Annotated in this window: 18 protein-coding genes; 2 read left to right on the top strand and 16 right to left on the bottom strand. The window is 70.0% G+C overall.

Annotated features, from left to right (window positions below; all coding sequences use genetic code 11):
- Positions 1 to 17: 17 nt before the first annotated feature.
- The 7 genes from OAW74_RS13750 to OAW74_RS13720 all read right to left on the bottom strand — a co-directional run bounded on the left by OAW74_RS13750 (position 18) and on the right by OAW74_RS13720 (position 9,717).
- On the bottom strand, positions 18 to 1,532 hold the full coding sequence (locus OAW74_RS13750) for a hypothetical protein (RefSeq protein WP_262874931.1): 1,515 nt from the start codon (positions 1,530 to 1,532) through the stop codon (positions 18 to 20).
- An 86-nt stretch (positions 1,533 to 1,618) separates the two neighbouring features.
- Positions 1,619 to 2,659, bottom strand: coding sequence for a quinone-dependent dihydroorotate dehydrogenase (locus tag OAW74_RS13745; RefSeq protein ID WP_262874930.1), 1,041 nt, complete (start codon positions 2,657 to 2,659; stop codon positions 1,619 to 1,621).
- Positions 2,660 to 2,669: 10 nt separating this feature from the next.
- Complete coding sequence (gene nrdR / locus OAW74_RS13740) at positions 2,670 to 3,140, bottom strand: transcriptional regulator NrdR (RefSeq protein WP_262874929.1); 471 nt, start codon at positions 3,138 to 3,140, stop codon at positions 2,670 to 2,672.
- A 12-nt stretch (positions 3,141 to 3,152) separates the two neighbouring features.
- Positions 3,153 to 4,463 (bottom strand): histidinol dehydrogenase, encoded by a 1,311-nt coding sequence (hisD, locus tag OAW74_RS13735; protein WP_262874928.1) that lies wholly within the window; start codon positions 4,461 to 4,463, stop codon positions 3,153 to 3,155.
- A 36-nt stretch (positions 4,464 to 4,499) separates the two neighbouring features.
- Entirely contained in the window at positions 4,500 to 5,534 is a 1,035-nt protein-coding gene (locus OAW74_RS13730; protein WP_262874927.1) for a hypothetical protein, read from the bottom strand.
- A 108-nt stretch (positions 5,535 to 5,642) separates the two neighbouring features.
- Positions 5,643 to 9,113 (bottom strand): DNA polymerase III subunit alpha, encoded by a 3,471-nt coding sequence (gene dnaE, locus OAW74_RS13725; protein ID WP_378734058.1) that lies wholly within the window; start codon positions 9,111 to 9,113, stop codon positions 5,643 to 5,645.
- 160 nt (positions 9,114 to 9,273) lie between these two features.
- Positions 9,274 to 9,717 (bottom strand): DinB family protein, encoded by a 444-nt coding sequence (locus tag OAW74_RS13720; protein WP_262874925.1) that lies wholly within the window; start codon positions 9,715 to 9,717, stop codon positions 9,274 to 9,276.
- A 104-nt stretch (positions 9,718 to 9,821) separates the two neighbouring features.
- Between OAW74_RS13720 and OAW74_RS13715 the strand changes: the two genes are divergently transcribed.
- Entirely contained in the window at positions 9,822 to 10,439 is a 618-nt protein-coding gene (locus OAW74_RS13715; protein WP_262874924.1) for a vitamin K epoxide reductase family protein, read from the top strand.
- A gap of 35 nt (positions 10,440 to 10,474) precedes the next feature.
- Positions 10,475 to 10,945, top strand: a complete 471-nt coding sequence (locus OAW74_RS13710) for an NUDIX hydrolase (RefSeq protein ID WP_262874923.1) — start codon at positions 10,475 to 10,477, stop codon at positions 10,943 to 10,945.
- On the opposite strand, the gene OAW74_RS13705 is transcribed toward OAW74_RS13710, so the two are convergent.
- From OAW74_RS13705 to murC, 9 genes are all read right to left on the bottom strand, one after another.
- Complete coding sequence (locus OAW74_RS13705; protein ID WP_262874922.1) at positions 10,946 to 11,866, bottom strand: RluA family pseudouridine synthase; 921 nt, start codon at positions 11,864 to 11,866, stop codon at positions 10,946 to 10,948.
- A 1-nt stretch (position 11,867) separates the two neighbouring features.
- A complete protein-coding gene (lspA, locus tag OAW74_RS13700) occupies positions 11,868 to 12,452 on the bottom strand; it encodes a signal peptidase II (RefSeq protein WP_262874921.1) in 585 nt (194 codons plus the stop codon).
- 9 nt (positions 12,453 to 12,461) lie between these two features.
- Positions 12,462 to 13,067, bottom strand: coding sequence for a DivIVA domain-containing protein (locus OAW74_RS13695; RefSeq protein ID WP_262874920.1), 606 nt, complete (start codon positions 13,065 to 13,067; stop codon positions 12,462 to 12,464).
- Between the two features lie 117 nt (positions 13,068 to 13,184).
- Positions 13,185 to 13,481: a YggT family protein gene (locus OAW74_RS13690; protein ID WP_262874919.1), complete on the bottom strand. Its 297-nt coding sequence runs from the start codon at positions 13,479 to 13,481 to the stop codon at positions 13,185 to 13,187.
- Positions 13,482 to 13,483: 2 nt separating this feature from the next.
- Positions 13,484 to 13,936 (bottom strand): cell division protein SepF, encoded by a 453-nt coding sequence (locus tag OAW74_RS13685; RefSeq protein WP_262874918.1) that lies wholly within the window; start codon positions 13,934 to 13,936, stop codon positions 13,484 to 13,486.
- Positions 13,937 to 13,969: 33 nt separating this feature from the next.
- Positions 13,970 to 14,677, bottom strand: a complete 708-nt coding sequence (locus tag OAW74_RS13680) for a YggS family pyridoxal phosphate-dependent enzyme (protein WP_262874917.1) — start codon at positions 14,675 to 14,677, stop codon at positions 13,970 to 13,972.
- Positions 14,678 to 14,689: 12 nt separating this feature from the next.
- Positions 14,690 to 15,832, bottom strand: a complete 1,143-nt coding sequence (gene ftsZ / locus OAW74_RS13675; RefSeq protein ID WP_262874916.1) for a cell division protein FtsZ — start codon at positions 15,830 to 15,832, stop codon at positions 14,690 to 14,692.
- 179 nt (positions 15,833 to 16,011) lie between these two features.
- On the bottom strand, positions 16,012 to 17,004 hold the full coding sequence (locus OAW74_RS13670) for an FtsQ-type POTRA domain-containing protein (protein WP_262874915.1): 993 nt from the start codon (positions 17,002 to 17,004) through the stop codon (positions 16,012 to 16,014).
- A gap of 1 nt (position 17,005) precedes the next feature.
- A complete protein-coding gene (murC, locus tag OAW74_RS13665) occupies positions 17,006 to 18,403 on the bottom strand; it encodes a UDP-N-acetylmuramate--L-alanine ligase (protein WP_262874914.1) in 1,398 nt (465 codons plus the stop codon).
- Positions 18,404 to 18,442 lie beyond the last annotated feature (39 nt).

Here is an 18,442-nt window from a genome sequence, read left to right as displayed (position 1 = left end):
CACCTCGTGCGTTCGCATCACTTCGTTCCGGTCATCACCTTGTAGGCGTATTCGACCTTGAACCGCTTCGCCGCGACGTAGCTGTACTCGCCGAGACCGATGCCGACGTCGACCTTCGTCGTCTCGGTGGGAAGCGTCGACCAGCCGCGCGTGCTGGTGCCGGTGCGCGTGATGAAGTCGCCGTTGGTGATCTGCTTGCCGCGTGCGCGATAGCCCCACACGACGTCGCCCGAGATGGCGATCGTGTCGATCGTCAGCCGCACCTTGGCACTGCCGTACTTCTCGGCCTTGACGACGGCCGAGGGCACCGTGAGCGCGCCCGTCGCGTACAGCGACATGACGCCGTCGTACTGGTCGTCGTATCCGATGCACATGACATCTCCGGCGACGGCCCAGTCGGTGCCGCAGTAGCCCTGGTCGTAGAAGTCGTAGTTCGCATACTTCTTGATGACGGACTTCGCCGACACCCACTTCGACGTCTTCTTGGTGACGAGCTTGCCCTTCTTGACCGTGATGGTCTTCGAGGCCGACTGCGTCTTGCCCTCGGGGCCCTTGATCGAGACGGTGACCTTGTAGGTGCCGGCGACGACCTTGCCGCCGACCTTGCCGTTCCACGTCGCCGACCAGGCCTTGCTCGACGAGAGCTTCCAGCTGGCGACCGTCTTTCCGCCTCGGGTGATCGTGACGCCGCCCGTCGTCGGGATCGACCCTCCGGTCGTGGTCGTCGACGACACCGACAGCTTGGCCGAGTCGCGGTAGCCGTCCTTGGTCGGATAGAGCGTGGCGGCCGAAGCGGCGAGCTTGGTGCTCTTGAGCGCGACGCTGCTGACGGTGAGCGCTCGGGCAGCGCTCGTGATCGCCGCCTCGCCGGCGCCCACGACGGTGGCCGAGACGGTTCCCGAGCCGTGAGCCAGCTTCGACGCCGAGAGCGTGGCGGTCGCCGTGCTCGCATCGGCGGCGGCGACCGCGACCGACTTCGTGCTGGAGCCGACCTTCGCCGTGACGGTGCCGGTGAAGGGCACGGCGAGCCCCGTCTCGTCTTCGACGGCGACCGAGACGGTCGTCGTGTGGCGCGTGCTCTTCGACCACGTGTAGATGGTCGAGCGGCTCAGCGAGAGCGATGCCGTCACAGCCGCACCCGAGCCGACGGTGAGCCCCGTCGACGAGGCCTCACCGGTCGTGGGTGTGGCCACGACCGAGAGGGCGCCCGCCGGCAGCCCCGTGACCGGCACCGCGACAGCGGCGGTCAGGCCGTTCTGCTCGGTCAGCTCGACGGTTCCCACCTGCGCATACAGCGTCAGCCCGTCGGCGGACGCGACCGTGACGGTCGCGGTCGTCGGCGCGGTCGACGAGACGGTCACCTCGGTCGCATCCCGCACACCGTCGGCGTCGGGCAGTGTGAGCACGCCCGCAGCTCCCAGCGACAGCGTCGCCGACGGATCGACCTCGTCGGCGTAGGCGGGCGCCGCCCCGCAGAACAGCGCAGCGACCAGCGCGACGGCACCGGCGCGCAGGACAGACGTCTTTTTCATAGAGTCCCCATGTCTTACTCATAGAAGATGAACAGCTTGGGGACGAATGTATCCGACGCCGACGACACTTCCCGTCGGCGCGCCCGTCAGCGCGCGGCGGTCGGGCGCGTGAGACCTCTGTTGATCTGCCGCGCCCAGAGCGGGCCGCGGTAGAGGAAGGCCGTGTAGCCCTGCACGAGGTCCGCCCCCGCGGCGAGACGCGCACGCACGTCGTCTGCCGTCTCCACTCCACCGGCCGCGATCACGACGAACTGTCTCGGCACCGCTGCGCGAACGATCTCGAGCACCTCGACGGCTCGCTCCTTCAGCGGCGCGCCGGAGAGGCCGCCGGCCCCGGCTGCCTCGACGACGGCGGGATCGGTGACCAGGTGCGCGCGCGAGATCGTCGTGTTGGTGGCGACGAGCCCGGCGAGCCCCAGGTCCACGGCCAGCCGGGAGATGGCCTCCACCTCGTCGTCGGGGAGGTCGGGCGCGATCTTGACCAGCAGCGGCGTGGCGCCGGCGGCGGTGTGCACGGCCTCCAGCAGCGGCCGAAGCGTCTCGACGGCCTGCAGACCGCGCAGCCCCGGGGTGTTCGGCGACGACACGTTGACCACGAGATAGTCGGCCAGCGGCGCCAGGAGTGTCGCGCTCGTGACGTAGTCCGCCGTCGCATCGGCGACATCGACGATGCGACTCTTGCCGATGTTCACCCCGACGATGCCGCGGCGCCGGCGCCGGCGGCGGCGCAGCGTCGTGAGGCGCGCGGCGGCGGCATGCGCCCCTCGGTTGTTGAAGCCCATGCGGTTGATGACGCCGCGGTCGGGGATCAGCCGGAACAGGCGCGGCCGCGGGTTCCCTTCCTGCGGCACGGCGGTGACGGTGCCGACCTCCACGTGCCCGAATCCGAGGGCGAACAGCCCGCGCGCGCCGAGAGCATCTTTGTCGAAGCCGGCGGCCACCCCGAACGGCGAGGGGAAGCGCAGCCCCAGGGCGGCGACCTCGAGCGACGGATCGGGCTTGGTGAGGGCGCGCGCGGCCCACGCGAAGGCGGGGAGGCCCAGCATCCGGATCACGATCATCGCGGCATGGTGCGCCGTCTCGGGATCCATGCGCGAGAGCACGGTGCGAAAGAGGAAGGGATACATCCCCTCCAGGCTAGCGCTCGGCGGTCTCCGGCTCGGATCTCTCCTGACGCAGCTGCCCGATCGCCGTCTCGAAGTCGTCGAGCGACTCGAACGCCTGGTAGACGCTGGCGAATCGCAGGTAGGCCACCTCGTCGAGCGCGCGCAGCGGGTCGAGGATCGCCAGACCGATCTCGTTCGTGTCGATCTGCGACGACCCGGTCTGACGCACCGTCTCCTCGACGGTCTGAGCGAGCATCGCGAGGTCGGCGTCGGTGACCGGCCGCCCCTGGCACGCCTTGCGCACGCCCGAGACGACCTTCTCACGGCTGAACGGCTCGATGACGCCCGAGCGCTTGATGACGTTCAGGCTCGCCGTCTCGATCGTCGAGAAGCGTCCTCCGCACTGCGGGCACTGACGGCGGCGACGGATGCTGAGCCCGTCGTCGCTCGTGCGCGAGTCGATGACGCGGGAGTCGGGGTGGCGGCAGAACGGGCAGTGCATGAGATCTCCAGCCTATTGCGCCGCCTCGTCGAACCGCGCCGTGACGGCTTCTCCGTGGGCGGGAAGGGCCTCGGCGTCGGCGAGGGTGACGATGGCATCGGCGACGGCGGCGAGCGCGGCCCTGTCGTAGCGGATGACCTGCTGCGGCCGCAGGAAGGTGGCAGCCGACAGCCCGGCGGCGTAGCGCGCCTGGCCGCCGGTGGGCAGCACGTGATTGCTGCCGGCGAGGTAGTCGCCCAGACTCACCGGCGAGAAGTCGCCGACGAACACGGCGCCCGCGTTGACGAACAGCTCCGGGCGGGGCTCACCCAGGTGCAGCTCGAGGTGCTCGGGCGCGTAGGCGTTGCTGAACGCGGTCGCCGTATCCAGGTCATCGACCAGCACGATCGCCGACTGCGGCCCCGACAGCGCCGCGATCGCGCGCTCGGCGTTGCGGGTGCGCCCGACCCTGGCCTCGACCTCGGCGCGCACGGCATCGGCCAGATCGGCGGACGCGGTGACGAGCACGGCCGATGCCTGCTCGTCGTGCTCGGCCTGGCTGATGAGGTCGACGGCGACCAGCGCGGGCGACGCCGAGTCGTCGGCGACGATCAGGATCTCGGTGGCTCCGGCCTCGGCGTCGACCCCGACGAGCCCGGCGACGGCGCGCTTCGCGGCGGCGACGAAGTTGTTGCCAGGGCCGGTGACGACGTCGACGGGCGTGAGGTCGAGACTCGGCACGCCGTGCGCGAGCGCGCCGATCGCGCCCGCACCGCCCATCGCGTAGACCTCGTCGATGCCGAGCAGCTTCGCGGCGGCGAGGATGTCGGGGTGCACCCGGCCGCCGAACGCGCGCTGGGGCGGCGACGCGATCGCGATCTCGCCGACACCGGCAACCTGGGCGGGGACGACATTCATGACGACGCTGGACGGATAGACCGCCTTGCCGCCTGGCACGTACACGCCGGCGCGACGCACGGGCTGCCAGCGCTGCTCGACGCGCGCGCCGGGGGCGAGGTCGGTGACGGATGCCGCGGGCACCTGTGCCGCCGACGCGATGCGCACCCGACCGATCGACTCGTCGAGCGCGGCCCGCACCGAGGGGTCGAGAGCGGCGAGCGCCTCATCGAAATGGGCCGCGGGCACGCGGATCGCGTGGCCTGTCACGCCGTCGAACCGCTCCGCCTGGGCGCGCAGCGCCTCCTCGCCGTGCGACGCCACGTCGGCGACGATCTCGGCCGCAGCCGCCAGGGCGCTCTCCCGGGCGGCGACGGCGCGCGGCACGGCGGCGAGCAGTTCGGCGGCAGACGGCGCGCGTCCGCGCAGATCGATGGTGCGCAGCATCCTTCTACGGTAGTCGGCCGGGCGCGGACGCCGGACTCAGCCCCTCGTGACGTCCGTCGTGTCGTGCAGGTAGCCGACGCGGCCGTCTTCGTGGCGCACGACGAACACTTCGCCGCGGTCTTCGATCACGAGCGCCCACGCCGTCGGGGCGATGCGGAACAGCGGGATGCCGAGGTCGTCGACGACGTCGCGCTCTTCCGGCACGAGGGCCCAGAATGCCTGCTGTCGCGCCGGGGTCTCCGCGGGCGTCGCCTCCTCTGCGGTGATCCTGTCGACCACGACCGTGTCGGCCGCGGGTGACTCGTAGGTGTCGTCGAGGGCCGCAGAGGTGGCGTAGGGGTCGGCCGGATCGAAGCGCGCATCCGACTCATCGGCTGCACCGGGCTCGGCGACGCCAGCGGGCCGGGGGGCCGGAGCCGGGCGCGCCGAGACGGGGCGTGCCGGACGGGCGGTGGGGTGTGCGGGCACCTCGGCGCGGTGGCGGAAGTCCTGGTCGAACGGCGGGATGAAGGGACCGAACACGGTCAGCAGCACGCCCGCGAGCATGAGGAAGAACTGCAGCCACATCACCCACGAGCGCAGCCAGTAGCCGGTCTCGGCCGCGACGTTCACGGTCTCCCACACCTGCTGCAGCCACACCAGGGTCGCCACCGAGAACGCCACAGAGGCGAACTGGTCGACGCCCAGCGAGCCGACGCGGCGGATGCCGTCGGGAGACAGCCGGCGCAGCACGATCAGGAACACGGCGACCGTCGGAAGGCCGACCGTGAGCACCCACGACAGCCCGGAGGCCCACACCGAGCTCCAGGTGATCTGCGCAGGGCCGAGGGCGCTCAGCCAGGTCACGCTCACCGGGAAGAACGAGGTGACGAATGCGACCAGCCAGATGCCGACCAGCGCCACCTCGCGGATCGAGAACGGTCCGACGCCGTACTGCGGCGCAGCCTCGGCTGCGTCGGCGGCCTGGGGCTCGGCGGCGTCCGCCTGGTCGGCGACGTCGTCGGCGGCAGGTGCGTCGGCGACGGCCGACGCGGTGAGGTCGGTCGTGTCGTTCGAGGTCTCGTCGGTCACTGTCTTCCCTTTCCGGACGCTCTCGCGTCGCGTGCTGCGATCCTACTCGCGGCGTATGAGATGAGGATGAGATGAGACGGGCAGGTCACGCCCGTCCGCGCTCCGGAATCAGCCGAGGCACTGGGGGCCGAGCAGGCCCTTGAGCTCGCCGTAGAGGTCGGCCGTGACCTGCACGGGCATCGGCACCTCGAACACCTTCGCGACCGTCCCCTTGTGGATCTTGAGCGTCACCTCGGTGTCTCCGCGGTGACGGCCGAGCACCTCGGAGAGCTCGGTCACCAGCTGCTCGGTCGCCCGCTGCTCCGGCACGATCAGCACGAGGGGGCCGGCAGCATCCACATTCCCGAGATCGGGCGAGAACGCCGACTGACCGTGCAGGTTGAGCCCGTCGTCGCGGCGCGAGACCCGCCCGCGCACCACGAGGATCGAGTCGGCCACGAGCATCGACTGGAACTCGGTGTAGGTCTTGCCCATGAACATGACCGTCACCTCGCCGTCGAAGTCCTCGACGGTGATCATGCCGTAGGGGTTGCCGCTCTGCTTGGCCACCCGGTGCTGCACGCTCGTGACGAGGCCGGCGATCGTGACCTGGTCGCCGTCCTGCACGTTCTCATCGGCGAGGAGGTCGTGGATGCTGGTGCTCGCGTGTTTGGCGAGCGGGATCTCGAGGCCTGCCAGCGGGTGGTCGGAGACATAGAGGCCGAGCATCTCGCGCTCGAACGCGAGCTTGTCCTTCTTGGTCCACTCGGGCCGCTCGGGCACCTTCGCGACCTGCTGCGGCTCGTCGTCGCCCCACAGGCTGTCGAAGTCGAACCCCACCTCGCCGTTGGCCTCGCGGCGCTTGTCGAGCACGGCCTGCTCGGTCGCGTCTTCATGGATCTCCATGAGGGCGCGGCGGGTCGACCCGAGCGAGTCGAAGGCGCCCGCCTTGATGAGCGATTCGACCGTGCGCTTGTTGGCCACGTGCGCAGGGACCTTCGCTAGGAAGTCGTGGAAGCTCGCATAGGGGGCGTCTTCTCGCGCCGTGACGATGCCGTCCACGACGTTCGCGCCTACGTTGCGCACGGCACCCAGGCCGAAGCGGATGTCGTCGCCGACGGCCGCGAAGTAGCGGATCGACTCGCCCACATCGGGCGGCAGCACGCGGATGCCCATGCGGCGGCACTCGTTGAGGTACACCGCCATCTTGTCTTTCGAGTCGCCGACGCTCGTCAGCAGCGCCGCCATGTACTCGGCCGGGTAGTGGGCCTTGAGGTAGGCGGTCCAGTACGAGACGAGACCGTAGGCGGCGGAGTGGGCCTTGTTGAACGCGTAATCCGAGAAGGGCAGCAGGATGTCCCACAGCGCCGTCACGGCGCCCTCCCCGAAGCCGCGCTCGGCCATGCCGCCCGAGAAGCCCTCGTACTGCTTGTCGAGCTCGGACTTCTTCTTCTTGCCCATCGCGCGGCGCAGGATGTCGGCCTGGCCGAGGCTGAAGCCGGCGACCTTCTGCGCGATGGCCATGACCTGCTCCTGATAGATGATCAGGCCGTAGGTGGTGTCGAGGATGTCTTTGAGCGGCTCGGCGAGTTCGGGGTGGATGGGTGTGATCGGCTGCAGGCCGTTCTTGCGCAGCGCGTAGTTGGTGTGCGAGTTGGCACCCATGGGGCCCGGGCGGTAGAGCGCGATGACGGCCGAGATGTCTTCGAAGTTGTCGGGCTTCATGAGCCGCAGCAGCGACCGCATGGGCCCGCCGTCGAGCTGGAAGACGCCGAGCGTGTCGCCGCGGGTGAGCAGGTCGTAGGCGGCGCGGTCGTCGAGCGCGAGGTGCTCGAGGTCGAGCTCCTCCCCCCGGTTCATGCGGATGTTGTCGAGCGCGTCGGAGATGATCGTGAGGTTGCGCAGCCCCAGGAAGTCCATCTTGATGAGGCCGAGCGTCTCGCACGACGGGTAGTCGAACTGCGTGACGATCTGGCCGTCCTGCTCGCGGCGCATGATCGGGATGATGTCCAGCAGCGGTTCGCTCGACATGATGACGCCTGCCGCATGCACGCCCCACTGGCGCTTCAGGCCCTCCAGTCCCAGCGCGCGGTCGAAGACCGTCTTGGCCTCCGGGTCGCTCTCGATGAGCGTGCGGAACTCCACCGCCTCTTTGAAGCGCTTGTGCTCGGGGTCGAACATGCCGCCGAGCTCCATGTCCTTGCCCATGACGGGCGGCGGCATGGCCTTGGTGAGGCGCTCCCCCATGCTGAAGGGGAATCCGAGCACCCGCCCGGCGTCTTTCAGCGCCTGCTTCGACTTGATCGTGCCGTAGGTCACGATCTGCGCGACGCGCTCGGAGCCGTACTTCTCGGTGACGTAGTCGATCACCTCGCCGCGGCGGCGGTCGTCGAAGTCGACGTCGAAGTCGGGCATCGAGACGCGGTCGGGGTTGAGGAAGCGCTCGAAGATGAGGCCGTGCTCGAGCGGGTCGAGATCGGTGATCTTCATGGCGTAGGCGACCATCGAGCCGGCGCCGGAACCGCGGCCGGGGCCGACGCGGATGCCGTTGTCTTTGGCCCAGTTGATGAAGTCGGCGACGACGAGGAAGTAGCCGGGGAAGCCCATCTGCAGGATGATGCCGGTCTCGTACTCGGCCTGCTTGCGCACCTTGTCGGGGATGCCGCCGGGGTAGCGGTAGTGCAGCCCGTTCTCGACCTCTTTGATGAGCCAGCTGTCTTCGGTCTCGCCGTCGGGCACGGGGAAGCGCGGCATGTAGTTGGCTGCCGTGTCGAACTCGACCTCGCAGCGCTCGGCGATCAGGAGGGTGTTGTCGCACGCCTCCGGGTGGTCGCGGAAGAGCTGCCGCATCTCTGCGGCGGTCTTGACGTAATAGCCGTCGCCGTCGAACTTGAAGCGGTTCGGGTCGTCGAGGGTCGACCCCGACTGCACGCACAGCAGCGCCGCGTGCGCGTCGGCCTCGTGCTGGTGCGTGTAGTGCGAGTCGTTGGTGGCCACCAGCGGGATGTCGAGGTCTTTGGCGAGGCGCAGCAGGTCTGTCATGACCCGCCGCTCGATCGACAGGCCGTGGTCCATGATCTCGGCGAAGTAGTTCTCTTTGCCGAAGATGTCCTGGAACTCGGCGGCGGCGGCGCGCGCCGCGTCGTACTGGCCGAGCCGCAGGCGGGTCTGCACCTCGCCCGACGGGCACCCGGTCGTCGCGATGAGGCCCTTGCCGTAGGTCTGCAGGAGCTCCCGGTCCATGCGCGGCTTGAAGTAGTACCCCTCCATGCTCGAGCGCGAGCTCAGCCGGAACAGGTTGTGCATGCCGGGTGTGGTCTCGCTCCACAGCGTCATGTGCGTGTAGGCGCCAGAGCCCGAGACGTCGTCGCTCTTCTGGTCGGGCGTGCCCCACGCCACGCGCGACTTGTCGCTGCGGTGGGTTCCGGGGGTGACGTAGGCCTCGAGGCCGATGATCGGCTTGACGCCCGACGCCTGGGCGGCCTTGTAGAACTCGAAGGCCGCGAAGGTGTTGCCGTGGTCGGTGACGGCGATCGCCGGCATCCCGTATTCGGCGGCCGCCTGCGTCATGGCGCCGATCTTGGCGGCCCCGTCGAGCATCGAGTACTCGCTGTGCACGTGCAGATGGACGAAGGAGTCGGATGCCACGAGATCGAGTCTACGAAGAGGCACCGACGCGAGGCCCCGGCCACGCGGCCGAGCCCGCCGTCATGCGCCCAGGTCGTCTCACCTTCGAGTCGAGGGTGAGGGTTGGGCGCGCTCAATCCAGCACATAGTGCTCCTTCCACCCCGGCGGGATCGGGATGCGGTCGCCGTAGAGATACCGGATGAGCTGGCCGTGGTGCATCGTCTCGTGCTCGAGCAGACCGAAGGCGAGCTCGAGGGCGTAGGCGTCGTCGGGATCGAGCCCAGCGATGAACGCGTGCGTGCCCTGGTGCGACCGTGCGAAGACGGCGCGCACCCGCGCCGGATCGTCGAGATCGGCCGAGGTGAGCGACGCGTCGAATCCCTGCCACGACCCCGCCTCGGCGGCGCGGCGATAGCTCTCGCGGGCGCCGACGACGCACCACAGCTGCTGCCCGATCGTCGACGAGGGCAGATCGCCGAGCTTCAGCCCCAGCTGCGCCGCCGTCAGACCCGCGATCAGCTCGTCGTACCGTTCCTGGGCTCCGTCGAGCCGACGCAGCAGCATCGCAGTCGTCATGCTCGGACTGTAGAGGGTGGGCTGCGACAGGGGAACTCCCCGTGCGCATTTTGCACGGCCCGTCACCCGATGCGCTCGAGGCACGGGCGCGCCAGACTGTGCGCATGGCCGAGCCCACCGCATCCGTCATCCCGCGCACCTTCCTGCCGCCGCGCGGCCTCGCCGTCTTCTGGATCGTCGCGGCGGTGCTGGGCGGCGTCGTCGCCTTTCTGCTCTACCTCGAATACATCGGCCAGCTCACCGACGCCGCCCCGCTCATCTCGTGCTCGATCAGCCCCATCGTCACGTGCGGACCGAATCTGCTCTCGCCGGGGGGCAACCTGCTCGGGTTCTCGAACTCGATCATCGGCATCACCCTGTTCTTCGGACCGCTCTACGCTGCCGTCAGCGCGTTCGCCTCGCCAGGGGGCCTGCGCGGCTGGTACTGGCGCACCTTCTTCGGGTTCGTGACGGCCGCCTTCGTGCTCGTGCACTTCTTCGCGTGGCGCAGCGTCTTCGAGTACGGGTCGCTGTGCCCGTGGTGCATGGTGATCTGGCTCGTCACGATCCCCCTCTTCTGGTTCACGCTGGGATGGATGCTGCGCGACGGGCTGCTCGGCGAGGGCGCTCGTCGATTCGGCGCCGCACTCTGGTCGTGGGCGCTGCTGATCACCGTGGTCGACTACGCCGTCATCGCCGTCGCCGCCCAGGTGCGGCTCGACGTGCTCGGCTCGCTCTTCTGAGCATCGGGTCGCGGCGCGCGCCGTAGGCTGGCGGCATGCCCACCCCCGAGTTCATCCTCGAACTGCGCCGCCACGTCGGCACGATGCCGCTGCCGCTGTCCGGTGTGACCGCCGTCGTGCTGCACGAGGGCAGGGTGCTGCTCGGCAGACGCAGCGACACCGGCGCCCTCACCCCGATCACCGGCATCATCGACCCTGGCGAAGAGCCCGCCGATGCGGCCGTGCGCGAGACCCTCGAAGAGGCTGGGGTCGTCGCCCGCACGACACGGCTCACGTGGGTGCACCAGATTCCGCGCGTCACGTACGACAACGGCGACCAGAGCGACTACCTCGACCTCGTGTACCGCTGCGAGTGGGTGTCGGGAGAGCCGTACCCTGCCGACGGCGAGATGACAGAGGTCGGCTGGTACGAACTGGAGCACCCCGACCTCACCGGCGACATGCGCGCGCGCGTGGAATCGGCCCTCGAGCCCCGCGGCGAGGCCCGATTCGAGGGAGGCCGCTGATCAGTCGGCTCGGAGCACGTCGAGGGCGTGCTGTAGATCGGCCGGGTAGCCGGAGGTGAAGGTGACCCAGTCGCCCGTCGTCGGGTGCGCGAACGACAGCTCGTGCGCGTGCAGCCACTGCCGGATGAGCCCGAGCCGCGCCGACAGCGTCGGGTCGGCGCCGTAGAGCGGGTCGCCGACGCAGGGGTGGCGGTGCGCTGCCATGTGCACGCGGATCTGATGCGTGCGCCCGGTCTCGAGGTGGATCTCCAGCAGCGACGCGCCGGGGAACGCCTCGAGCGTCTCGTAGTGGGTCACCGAGTCCTTGCCGCTCGGGGTGACGGCGAACTTCCACGAGTGGTTCGGGTGCCGCCCGATCGGCGCATCGATGGTGCCGGCCAGCGGATCGGGGTGACCCTGCACGACGGCGTGGTAGATCTTCTCGACCTCGCGCTCCTTGAACGCACGCTTGAGCGCCGTATAGGCGCGCTCGGTCTTGGCGACGACCATGAGCCCGCTGGTGCCCACGTCGAGGCGATGCACGACGCCCTGGCGCTCTGCCGCGCCGGTGGTCGCGATGCGGTATCCGCCGGCCGCGAGGGCACCGAGCACCGTCGGGCCCTCCCAGCCGAGCGAGGGGTGCGCCGCGACACCCGAGGGCTTGTCGACCACGACGATGTCGTCGTCGTCGTAGGCGATCCCGAGGTCGGGAACCTCGACCGGCACGACCCTGGGCTCCTCTTTGGGCGCCCATTGCACGTCGAGCCACGCGCCCGCGCGCAGCTTGTCGCTCTTGCCGAGGGCGCGCCCGTCCATGCTCACCCCGCCGGCGTCGGCGACGTCGGCGGCGAAGGTGCGCGAGAAGCCGAGCATCTTGGCCAGCGCCGCGTCGACACGCGTGCCGTCGAGGCCGTCCGGCACGGGGAGGCTGCGGGATTCCACGTCAGTCCTGCGCGGCGGTCGGCGAATCGGATGCGGGGGCCTCGGCATCCGCGTCGGCGTTCTTCGCGGCGCGCGCTTCTCGACTGCCGTCGAGGTGACGACCGAGCACGACCAGAAGGGCGACCGAGATCATCATCGTGACGATGAAGATGTCGGCGACGTTGTAGATCGCCGGCATCATCCACGGGGTGTTGATGAAGTCGACGACGTGGCCGATGCCGAACGAGGGCTCCCGCAGCAGCCGGTCGGTGAGGTTTCCGAGCACACCGCCCAGCAGCAGTCCGAGCACGACGGCCCACAGGCGCGAGCGGACCTTCGTGGCGGCGAGCCACACGATCGCGATCGCGACGAGGGCCAGCGCGATCGTGAAGATCCACGTCACCTCCTCGCCGAGCGAGAAGGCGGCGCCGGGGTTGCGCACGAGGTAGAAGATCAGGAAGTCGCCGAGGACGTGGACGGGCTCCTCCGGCGGGAGGTTCTCGATCGCGAGGTACTTGCTGAACTGATCGGCGGCCAGCACCAGCACCGCGAGGATCGCGATGATGGTGCCGGCCGCCGCGTGACGAAGCGGTGGTCGACCCGACAACGGGCCGTCCTAGCCGAGCGCCGAGACGCCCGAGCCTGCTGCCGTGGTCTCGAGGTCGCGCAGCTGGCCTTCGATGTAGCTGCGCAGCTGGGAACGGTAGTCGCGCTCGAAGTTGCGCAGCTCGCTGATGCTGCTCTCCAGCGAGGCGCGCTCCTTGTCGAGACGTGCGATCTCGTCGCGTCCCTTGGCCTCTGCATCGGCGATGATCGAGGCGGCCTGGGCCTGGGCGTCGGAGATGAGCTGATCGCGCTTGGCCTGACCCTCGGCGACGTGCTCGTCGTGCAGGCGCTGGGCCAGCTCGATGATCCCGGCGGTGGCGGCCGCGGGAGCGGCGGCCTGCGCGGCCACGGGCGCGGGGGCCTCGGCGACGGGAGCGGGCTCCGCAGCGGGCTCCGGCTCGGGCTCGGGTGCGGGGGCCGCGGCGACCGGGGCCGGGGTCTCGCCCGACTCGTAGGCGGCGAGCTTGGCCTTCAGCTCGTCGTTCTCGGCGATGGTCTTGCGCCACTCGACGACGATCTCGTCGAGGAAGTCGTCGACCTCGTCGGGGTCGAAGCCCTCCTTGAAGCGGACGTGCTGGAACTGCTTGGTGACGACGTCATCCGGGGTCAATGCCATGGTCTTTCCTTCTTCGAGAGCCTTCGGTGGTCGATGTCAGGGTCGTCCCACCGGACGGCGGGTCGTTCCTGGCAAGCATAGCCGTCGGTGCGGAGTGTGTCGAAGGTGACGCGTGTGTCAGGAGAGCAGTCGTGTGATGTTCAGCAGCACGAGACACAGAATCAGCGTCAGGGTGAACCCGAGATCGATCGCGACCGCTCCGATGCGCAGCGGGGGGATGAACCGGCGGAAGAACTTCAGCGGCGGATCGGTGACGGTGTACACGATCTCGGCGGCGACCAGGCCCGCGCCCTGAGGGCGCCACTCGCGGTTGAAGAACGGGATCCAGTCGAGCACCATCCGCGCGAGCAGCACCAGCACGTAGACGAGCAGGAGCGCGTTGATGATCCCCGCGAGGATCTGGACGACGACCACGGTTACTGGGCGAAGGGCACCGACTCGGGGTCGGCCTGCGCGACGGCTCCGTCACCGGAGACGGCGACGTGCTCGGGCGAGAGCAGGAACACCTTGCTGGTGACCCGCTCGATGCGACCGTACAGACCCAGCGACAAGCCGCTCGCGAAGTCGACGAGGCGGCGCGCGTCGGCGTCGCTCATCTGCGAGAGGTTGATGATGACGGGGATGCCGTCGCGGAAGTTCTCGGCGATCACCTGCGCGTCGCGGTACTGCTTCGGGTGCACCGTGAGGATCTCGCTCACAGCCCCCTGCACGGGCTGTCGGACGACCGCGGGGCGGTGCAGCGGAGTGATGGGCGCGGCCTTCTCGACGGGCGCCTGCGACTTGCGGGCCACGGGAGCGGGCTCCTCGTAGACCTCTTCCTCGTCGGCGAGACCCAGGTACACCATGGTCTTCTTGAGCGGGTTCGACATCGCATCCTCCGTGTTGGCTCTGCTGTTCCGAGGCTAACCGTGCACGGGCCTCGGGCCCGTGATTGCCGAGCCGATCCGAAGGTGTGTCGCGCCGGCGGCGATCGCTTCGGCGAAGTCGGCGGTCATCCCGGCCGAGATCCAGTCGGCATCGGCGACGACGCTGCGCACCGTGTCGGCATGGGCGCGCAGGCGCTCGAACGCCGCGGCGGGCGACTCCCCGAGCGGCGCGACCGCCATGACGCCGCGCACCCGCAGCGTCTCGAGCTCCGCGACATGTGCGGCGAGGGCCTCCAGCCCCGCGGGCGAGACGCCGCCGCGCCCTGGGTCGTCGGTGAGGTTGACCTGCAGCAGCACGTCGAGCACGGGCGCGCCCTCCCCCGCTGCCGCCTCGAGCGCGTCGGCGACCCGATCGCGGTCGACCGAGTGCACGACAGCGGCCGCTGCGCGCACGGCCCGCGCCTTCTTGGTCTGCAGCTGGCCGATGAAATGCCAGGTGAGTCCTGCGCGGTCGCCCGGCTCGGCGGTCTTCGCCGTGAGCTCCTGCTGCCTGTTCTCACCCATGTCGCGCACGCCGAGCCGATACAGCTCGTCGACGAGGGCGACCGGGTGGAACTTCGTCACGACGATGCGGGTGATCTGCGCCGGGTCGCGACCGGCATCGCGCGCAGCGCGCGCGATGCGGTCGTCGACCTCGGCGAGGCGGTCGGCGAGTGCGCGGACGGGATCGGCAGACGTCGACACGGCGGATGCGGGTTACTTGAGGAAGTCCGGGATGTCGAGGTCGTCGTCGCCGAAGGCCGAGTCGTAGCTCGTGTCGGGGACGGCGACCGAGACCTTCTCGGGCTCGCGCTCGTCGCCGATCTGGGCAGCGACGTCTTCGGCCGGCGTGGCCGGCAGCACCGGCGGCGTCACGACGCGCGCCGCGACCGGCTCGATGCGCAACTGCGGCTCGCCGCCGTCGAAGCCCGCCGCGATGACGGTGACGCGCACCTCGTCGCCGAGGGTGTCGTCGATCACCGTTCCGAAGATGATGTTGGCCTCGGGGTGCGCGGCCTCCTTCACCAGCTGCGCGGCGTCGTTGATCTCGAAGATGCCGAGGTTCGATCCGCCCTGGATCGACAGCAGCACGCCGTGGGCGCCTTCGATCGACGCCTCCAGCAGCGGGGATTCGACCGCGAGCTCGGCGGCCTTGATCGCGCGGTCGGCGCCTCGGGCCGAGCCGATGCCCATGAGCGCGGAGCCCGCGCCCTGCATGACCGACTTCACGTCGGCGAAGTCGAGGTTGATGAGACCGGGCGTCGTGATGAGGTCGGTGATGCCCTGCACACCGGCCAGGAGCACCTGGTCGGCCGTGGCGAAGGCCTCGATCATCGAGATGCCGCGGTCGCTGATCTCGAGCAGGCGGTCATTGGGCACGACGATGAGGGTGTCGACCTCTTCTTTCAGCTTGCCGACACCGGTCTCGGCCTGGCTCTGCCGACGGCGGCCCTCGAACGAGAAGGGCTTGGTCACGACACCGATCGTGAGGGCGCCGATCGACTTGGCGATCTTGGCGACCACGGGAGCCCCGCCCGTGCCGGTGCCGCCGCCCTCGCCGGCGGTGACGAAGACCATGTCGGCGCCGCGCAGCGCCTCTTCGATCTCCTCCGCGTGGTCTTCGGCCGCTCGGCGCCCGACCTCGGGGTCGGCGCCCGCGCCGAGCCCTCGGGTGAGCTCGCGGCCCACGTCGAGCTTGACGTCGGCATCGCTCATGAGCAGCGCCTGGGCGTCGGTGTTGATCGCGATGAACTCGACTCCGCGCAGGCCCAGTTCGATCATGCGGTTGACGGCGTTGACTCCGCCGCCGCCGACGCCGACCACCTTGATGACTGCGAGGTAGTTCTGGTTCTGGCTCATGCCGTGTCTCCGTCTCATCCGAACCAAACCTTGAACCTCTACTAGAGGTTTAAAGAATTGCCCGGTATGCAATTCTTGAGTCGAAAGTAGGCGGGCGGCGACGACCCGCACGCACCGTCGTGGGCGTGTCGCCGCATCCGCATCGGAATCCGTCTCAGCCTTCTATCGAAGGTTGAAGGTCACCAGATGACGACGGCCTCCGGCGACGACACGTCGTAGCCGGAGACGGACTTCGGCGGCTTGGCCTTCATCGCCGCGGCGAGCACGACCGCCTTGGTCGCCGAGTCGTCGGCGCTCCCCCACACGATGTCGGTGCGGGTGTCGCCCAGGCGCAGCGTGACGTCGTCGGCCGATGTCGCCGTCACCTTCGTGACCTGGTCGCGGATCGACTCGGGCAGGGTGCGCATGACCTGCCCCGCGGCGTCGAAGGCGGCCGAGCCCACTCCCCCGGCGACCTTCAGCAGCGGACTGCCGGCAGCGGGCTCCTGCGTCGTCGACAGCGAGACGCCGGCGGCATCGACCAGCGTGTAGCCGGCCGCGCTCTCGATCACGCCGATCGGGGTGCGCTCGACGATGCGCACGACCAGCTCGTGCGGCGGGCGCGCCTCGAGGGTGTAGCTCTGCACGAGCGGGAACTTCACGAGGGCCGCTTTGACGGCGCTCTCGTCGACCAGCGGCAGCGGGCGGCCGACCTGGTCGCGCAGCGCGGCGGCGACGGTGTCGGCGTCGAGCTGCTCGGCGCCGACCACGTGGATCTTCTCCACGCCGAACAGGGGGCTGTAGGCGGCGCCGAGGGTCACCAGTACGAGCGCCAGCAGCGATGCGCCGGCTCCGAGCCAGATCGCGCGGCGGTGGCGCTGGCGCACCGTGAAGCGGCGCACCTCTGCCCGCAGCGCACGGCGACGCGCCCACGCGGCGCCCCACACGTCGCGCAGCCGCACGGGGGCATCCTCCGCCTCCGCCGAGGGCGGCACGGCGCCGAACGTCTCTGCAGCCTCGGGGCGCGACCACCGCAGCTCGTCGGAGTCGACCTCGGCGGGCGACGCCGCGGCATCGGCCCCGCCGATGCCGGCGCCCGACGCGAACGCCGCCGAGATCTCGATCGGCTCGCCGGCGGCGCCGCGCTCGGGCGCGCGTGTCGACGTCGGCGGCAGCGGCGAGGGCCGGCGCATGTCAGTCCCCGGCCGCCAGCGCCTCGAGCACCTGCGGGATGATGAGATACACGTTGCCGCACCCGAGGGTGATGACGTAGTCGCCCTCGCGCGCGATCGAGGCCGTGTAGTCCGCCGCCTCCTGCCAGTCCGCCACGAAGTGCACGTGATCGGCGTCGGCGAACGCACCGCTGACGAGCGCTCCCGTGACGCCGGGCACGGGGTCCTCCCGCGCGCCGTAGACGTCGAGCACGACCGTGTGGTCGGCGGTGCGCTCGAGCACTTCGGCGAACTCGCGGAACATGTGCTGGGTGCGCGAGTAGGTGTGCGGCTGGTGGACGGCGATGATCCGGCCGTCGCCGACGACGGTGCGGGCGGCCGTGAGGGCCGCCTCGACCTCGGTGGGGTGATGCGCGTAGTCGTCGAAGACGCTGACCCCGCGCTCGACGCCGTGCAGTTCGAACCGGCGCACCGTTCCGGTGAATCCCTCGACCGCGCGCACGGCGTCGTCGAGGTCGTGGCCGAGCGTCAGCAGCACGGCGACCACGCCGGCCGCGTTGACGGCGTTGTGGGCGCCCGGCACCTGCAGGCGGCCCTGCACGGAGCGGCCATGGTGGGTGAGGGTGAAGGCCACCGGGCCGTCGACGCGCACGTCCGACAGGCGCACGTCGGCAGCATCCGCGTAGCCGAACGTGAGCACGCGACCGTGGGTGATGCGCTCGGTCACCCGCAGCGCGCCGGCGTCGTCGCTGGAGATGACGACCGCTTCGCGCGCGGCGTTCGCGAAGGCGGCGAAGCCGTCGTAGAACGCGTCGCGGCTGCCCCAGTGGTCGAGATGGTCGGGGTCGACGTTCGTGATGAGGGCGACCGAGGTGTCGTAGAGCAGGAAGGTGCCGTCGGACTCGTCGGCCTCGATCACGAACAGTTCGTCGGAGCCCGTGCCGCTGGAGGCGCCGAGCTGAGCGATCACCCCGCCGTTGACGAAGGTCGGGTCTTCGTCGAGCGACTGCAGAGCCGTGACGAGCATGCCCGTCGAGGTGGTCTTGCCGTGGGCGCCGGCGACGCTCACGAGGCGCCGCCCCCCGATCAGCCAGTACAGCGCCTGGGAGCGGTGGATGACGTGCAGACCGCGCTCCTTGGCCAGCAGGAACTCGGGGTTCTGCGGCCAGATGGCGCCGGTGTGCACGACGGTGTCGACGTCGTCGGGCAGGTGGGCGGCGTCATGCCCCACGAACACGCGCGCGCCGCGGGCCTCGAGATCGCGCAGCGCCGCGGAGTCGGCGCGGTCGGAACCCGACACGCGGATGCCCCGATCGAGGAACATGCGGGCCAGGCCCGACATGCCGGAGCCGCCGATGCCGATGAAGTGCGCGGCCTCGATGGTCTCGGGGATGGGAAGGCTCAGGTCGGGTCTGATCATGACCCGTCAAGTCTAGGTCGGCGCCGCCGGACCCCGGCT

Source organism: Microbacterium fluvii (assembly GCF_025515205.1).
Lineage (GTDB): Bacteria > Actinomycetota > Actinomycetes > Actinomycetales > Microbacteriaceae > Microbacterium > Microbacterium fluvii.
Note: the sequence above shows the minus strand (reverse complement) of the source record. Positions and strands in the feature narration are given on the sequence as shown.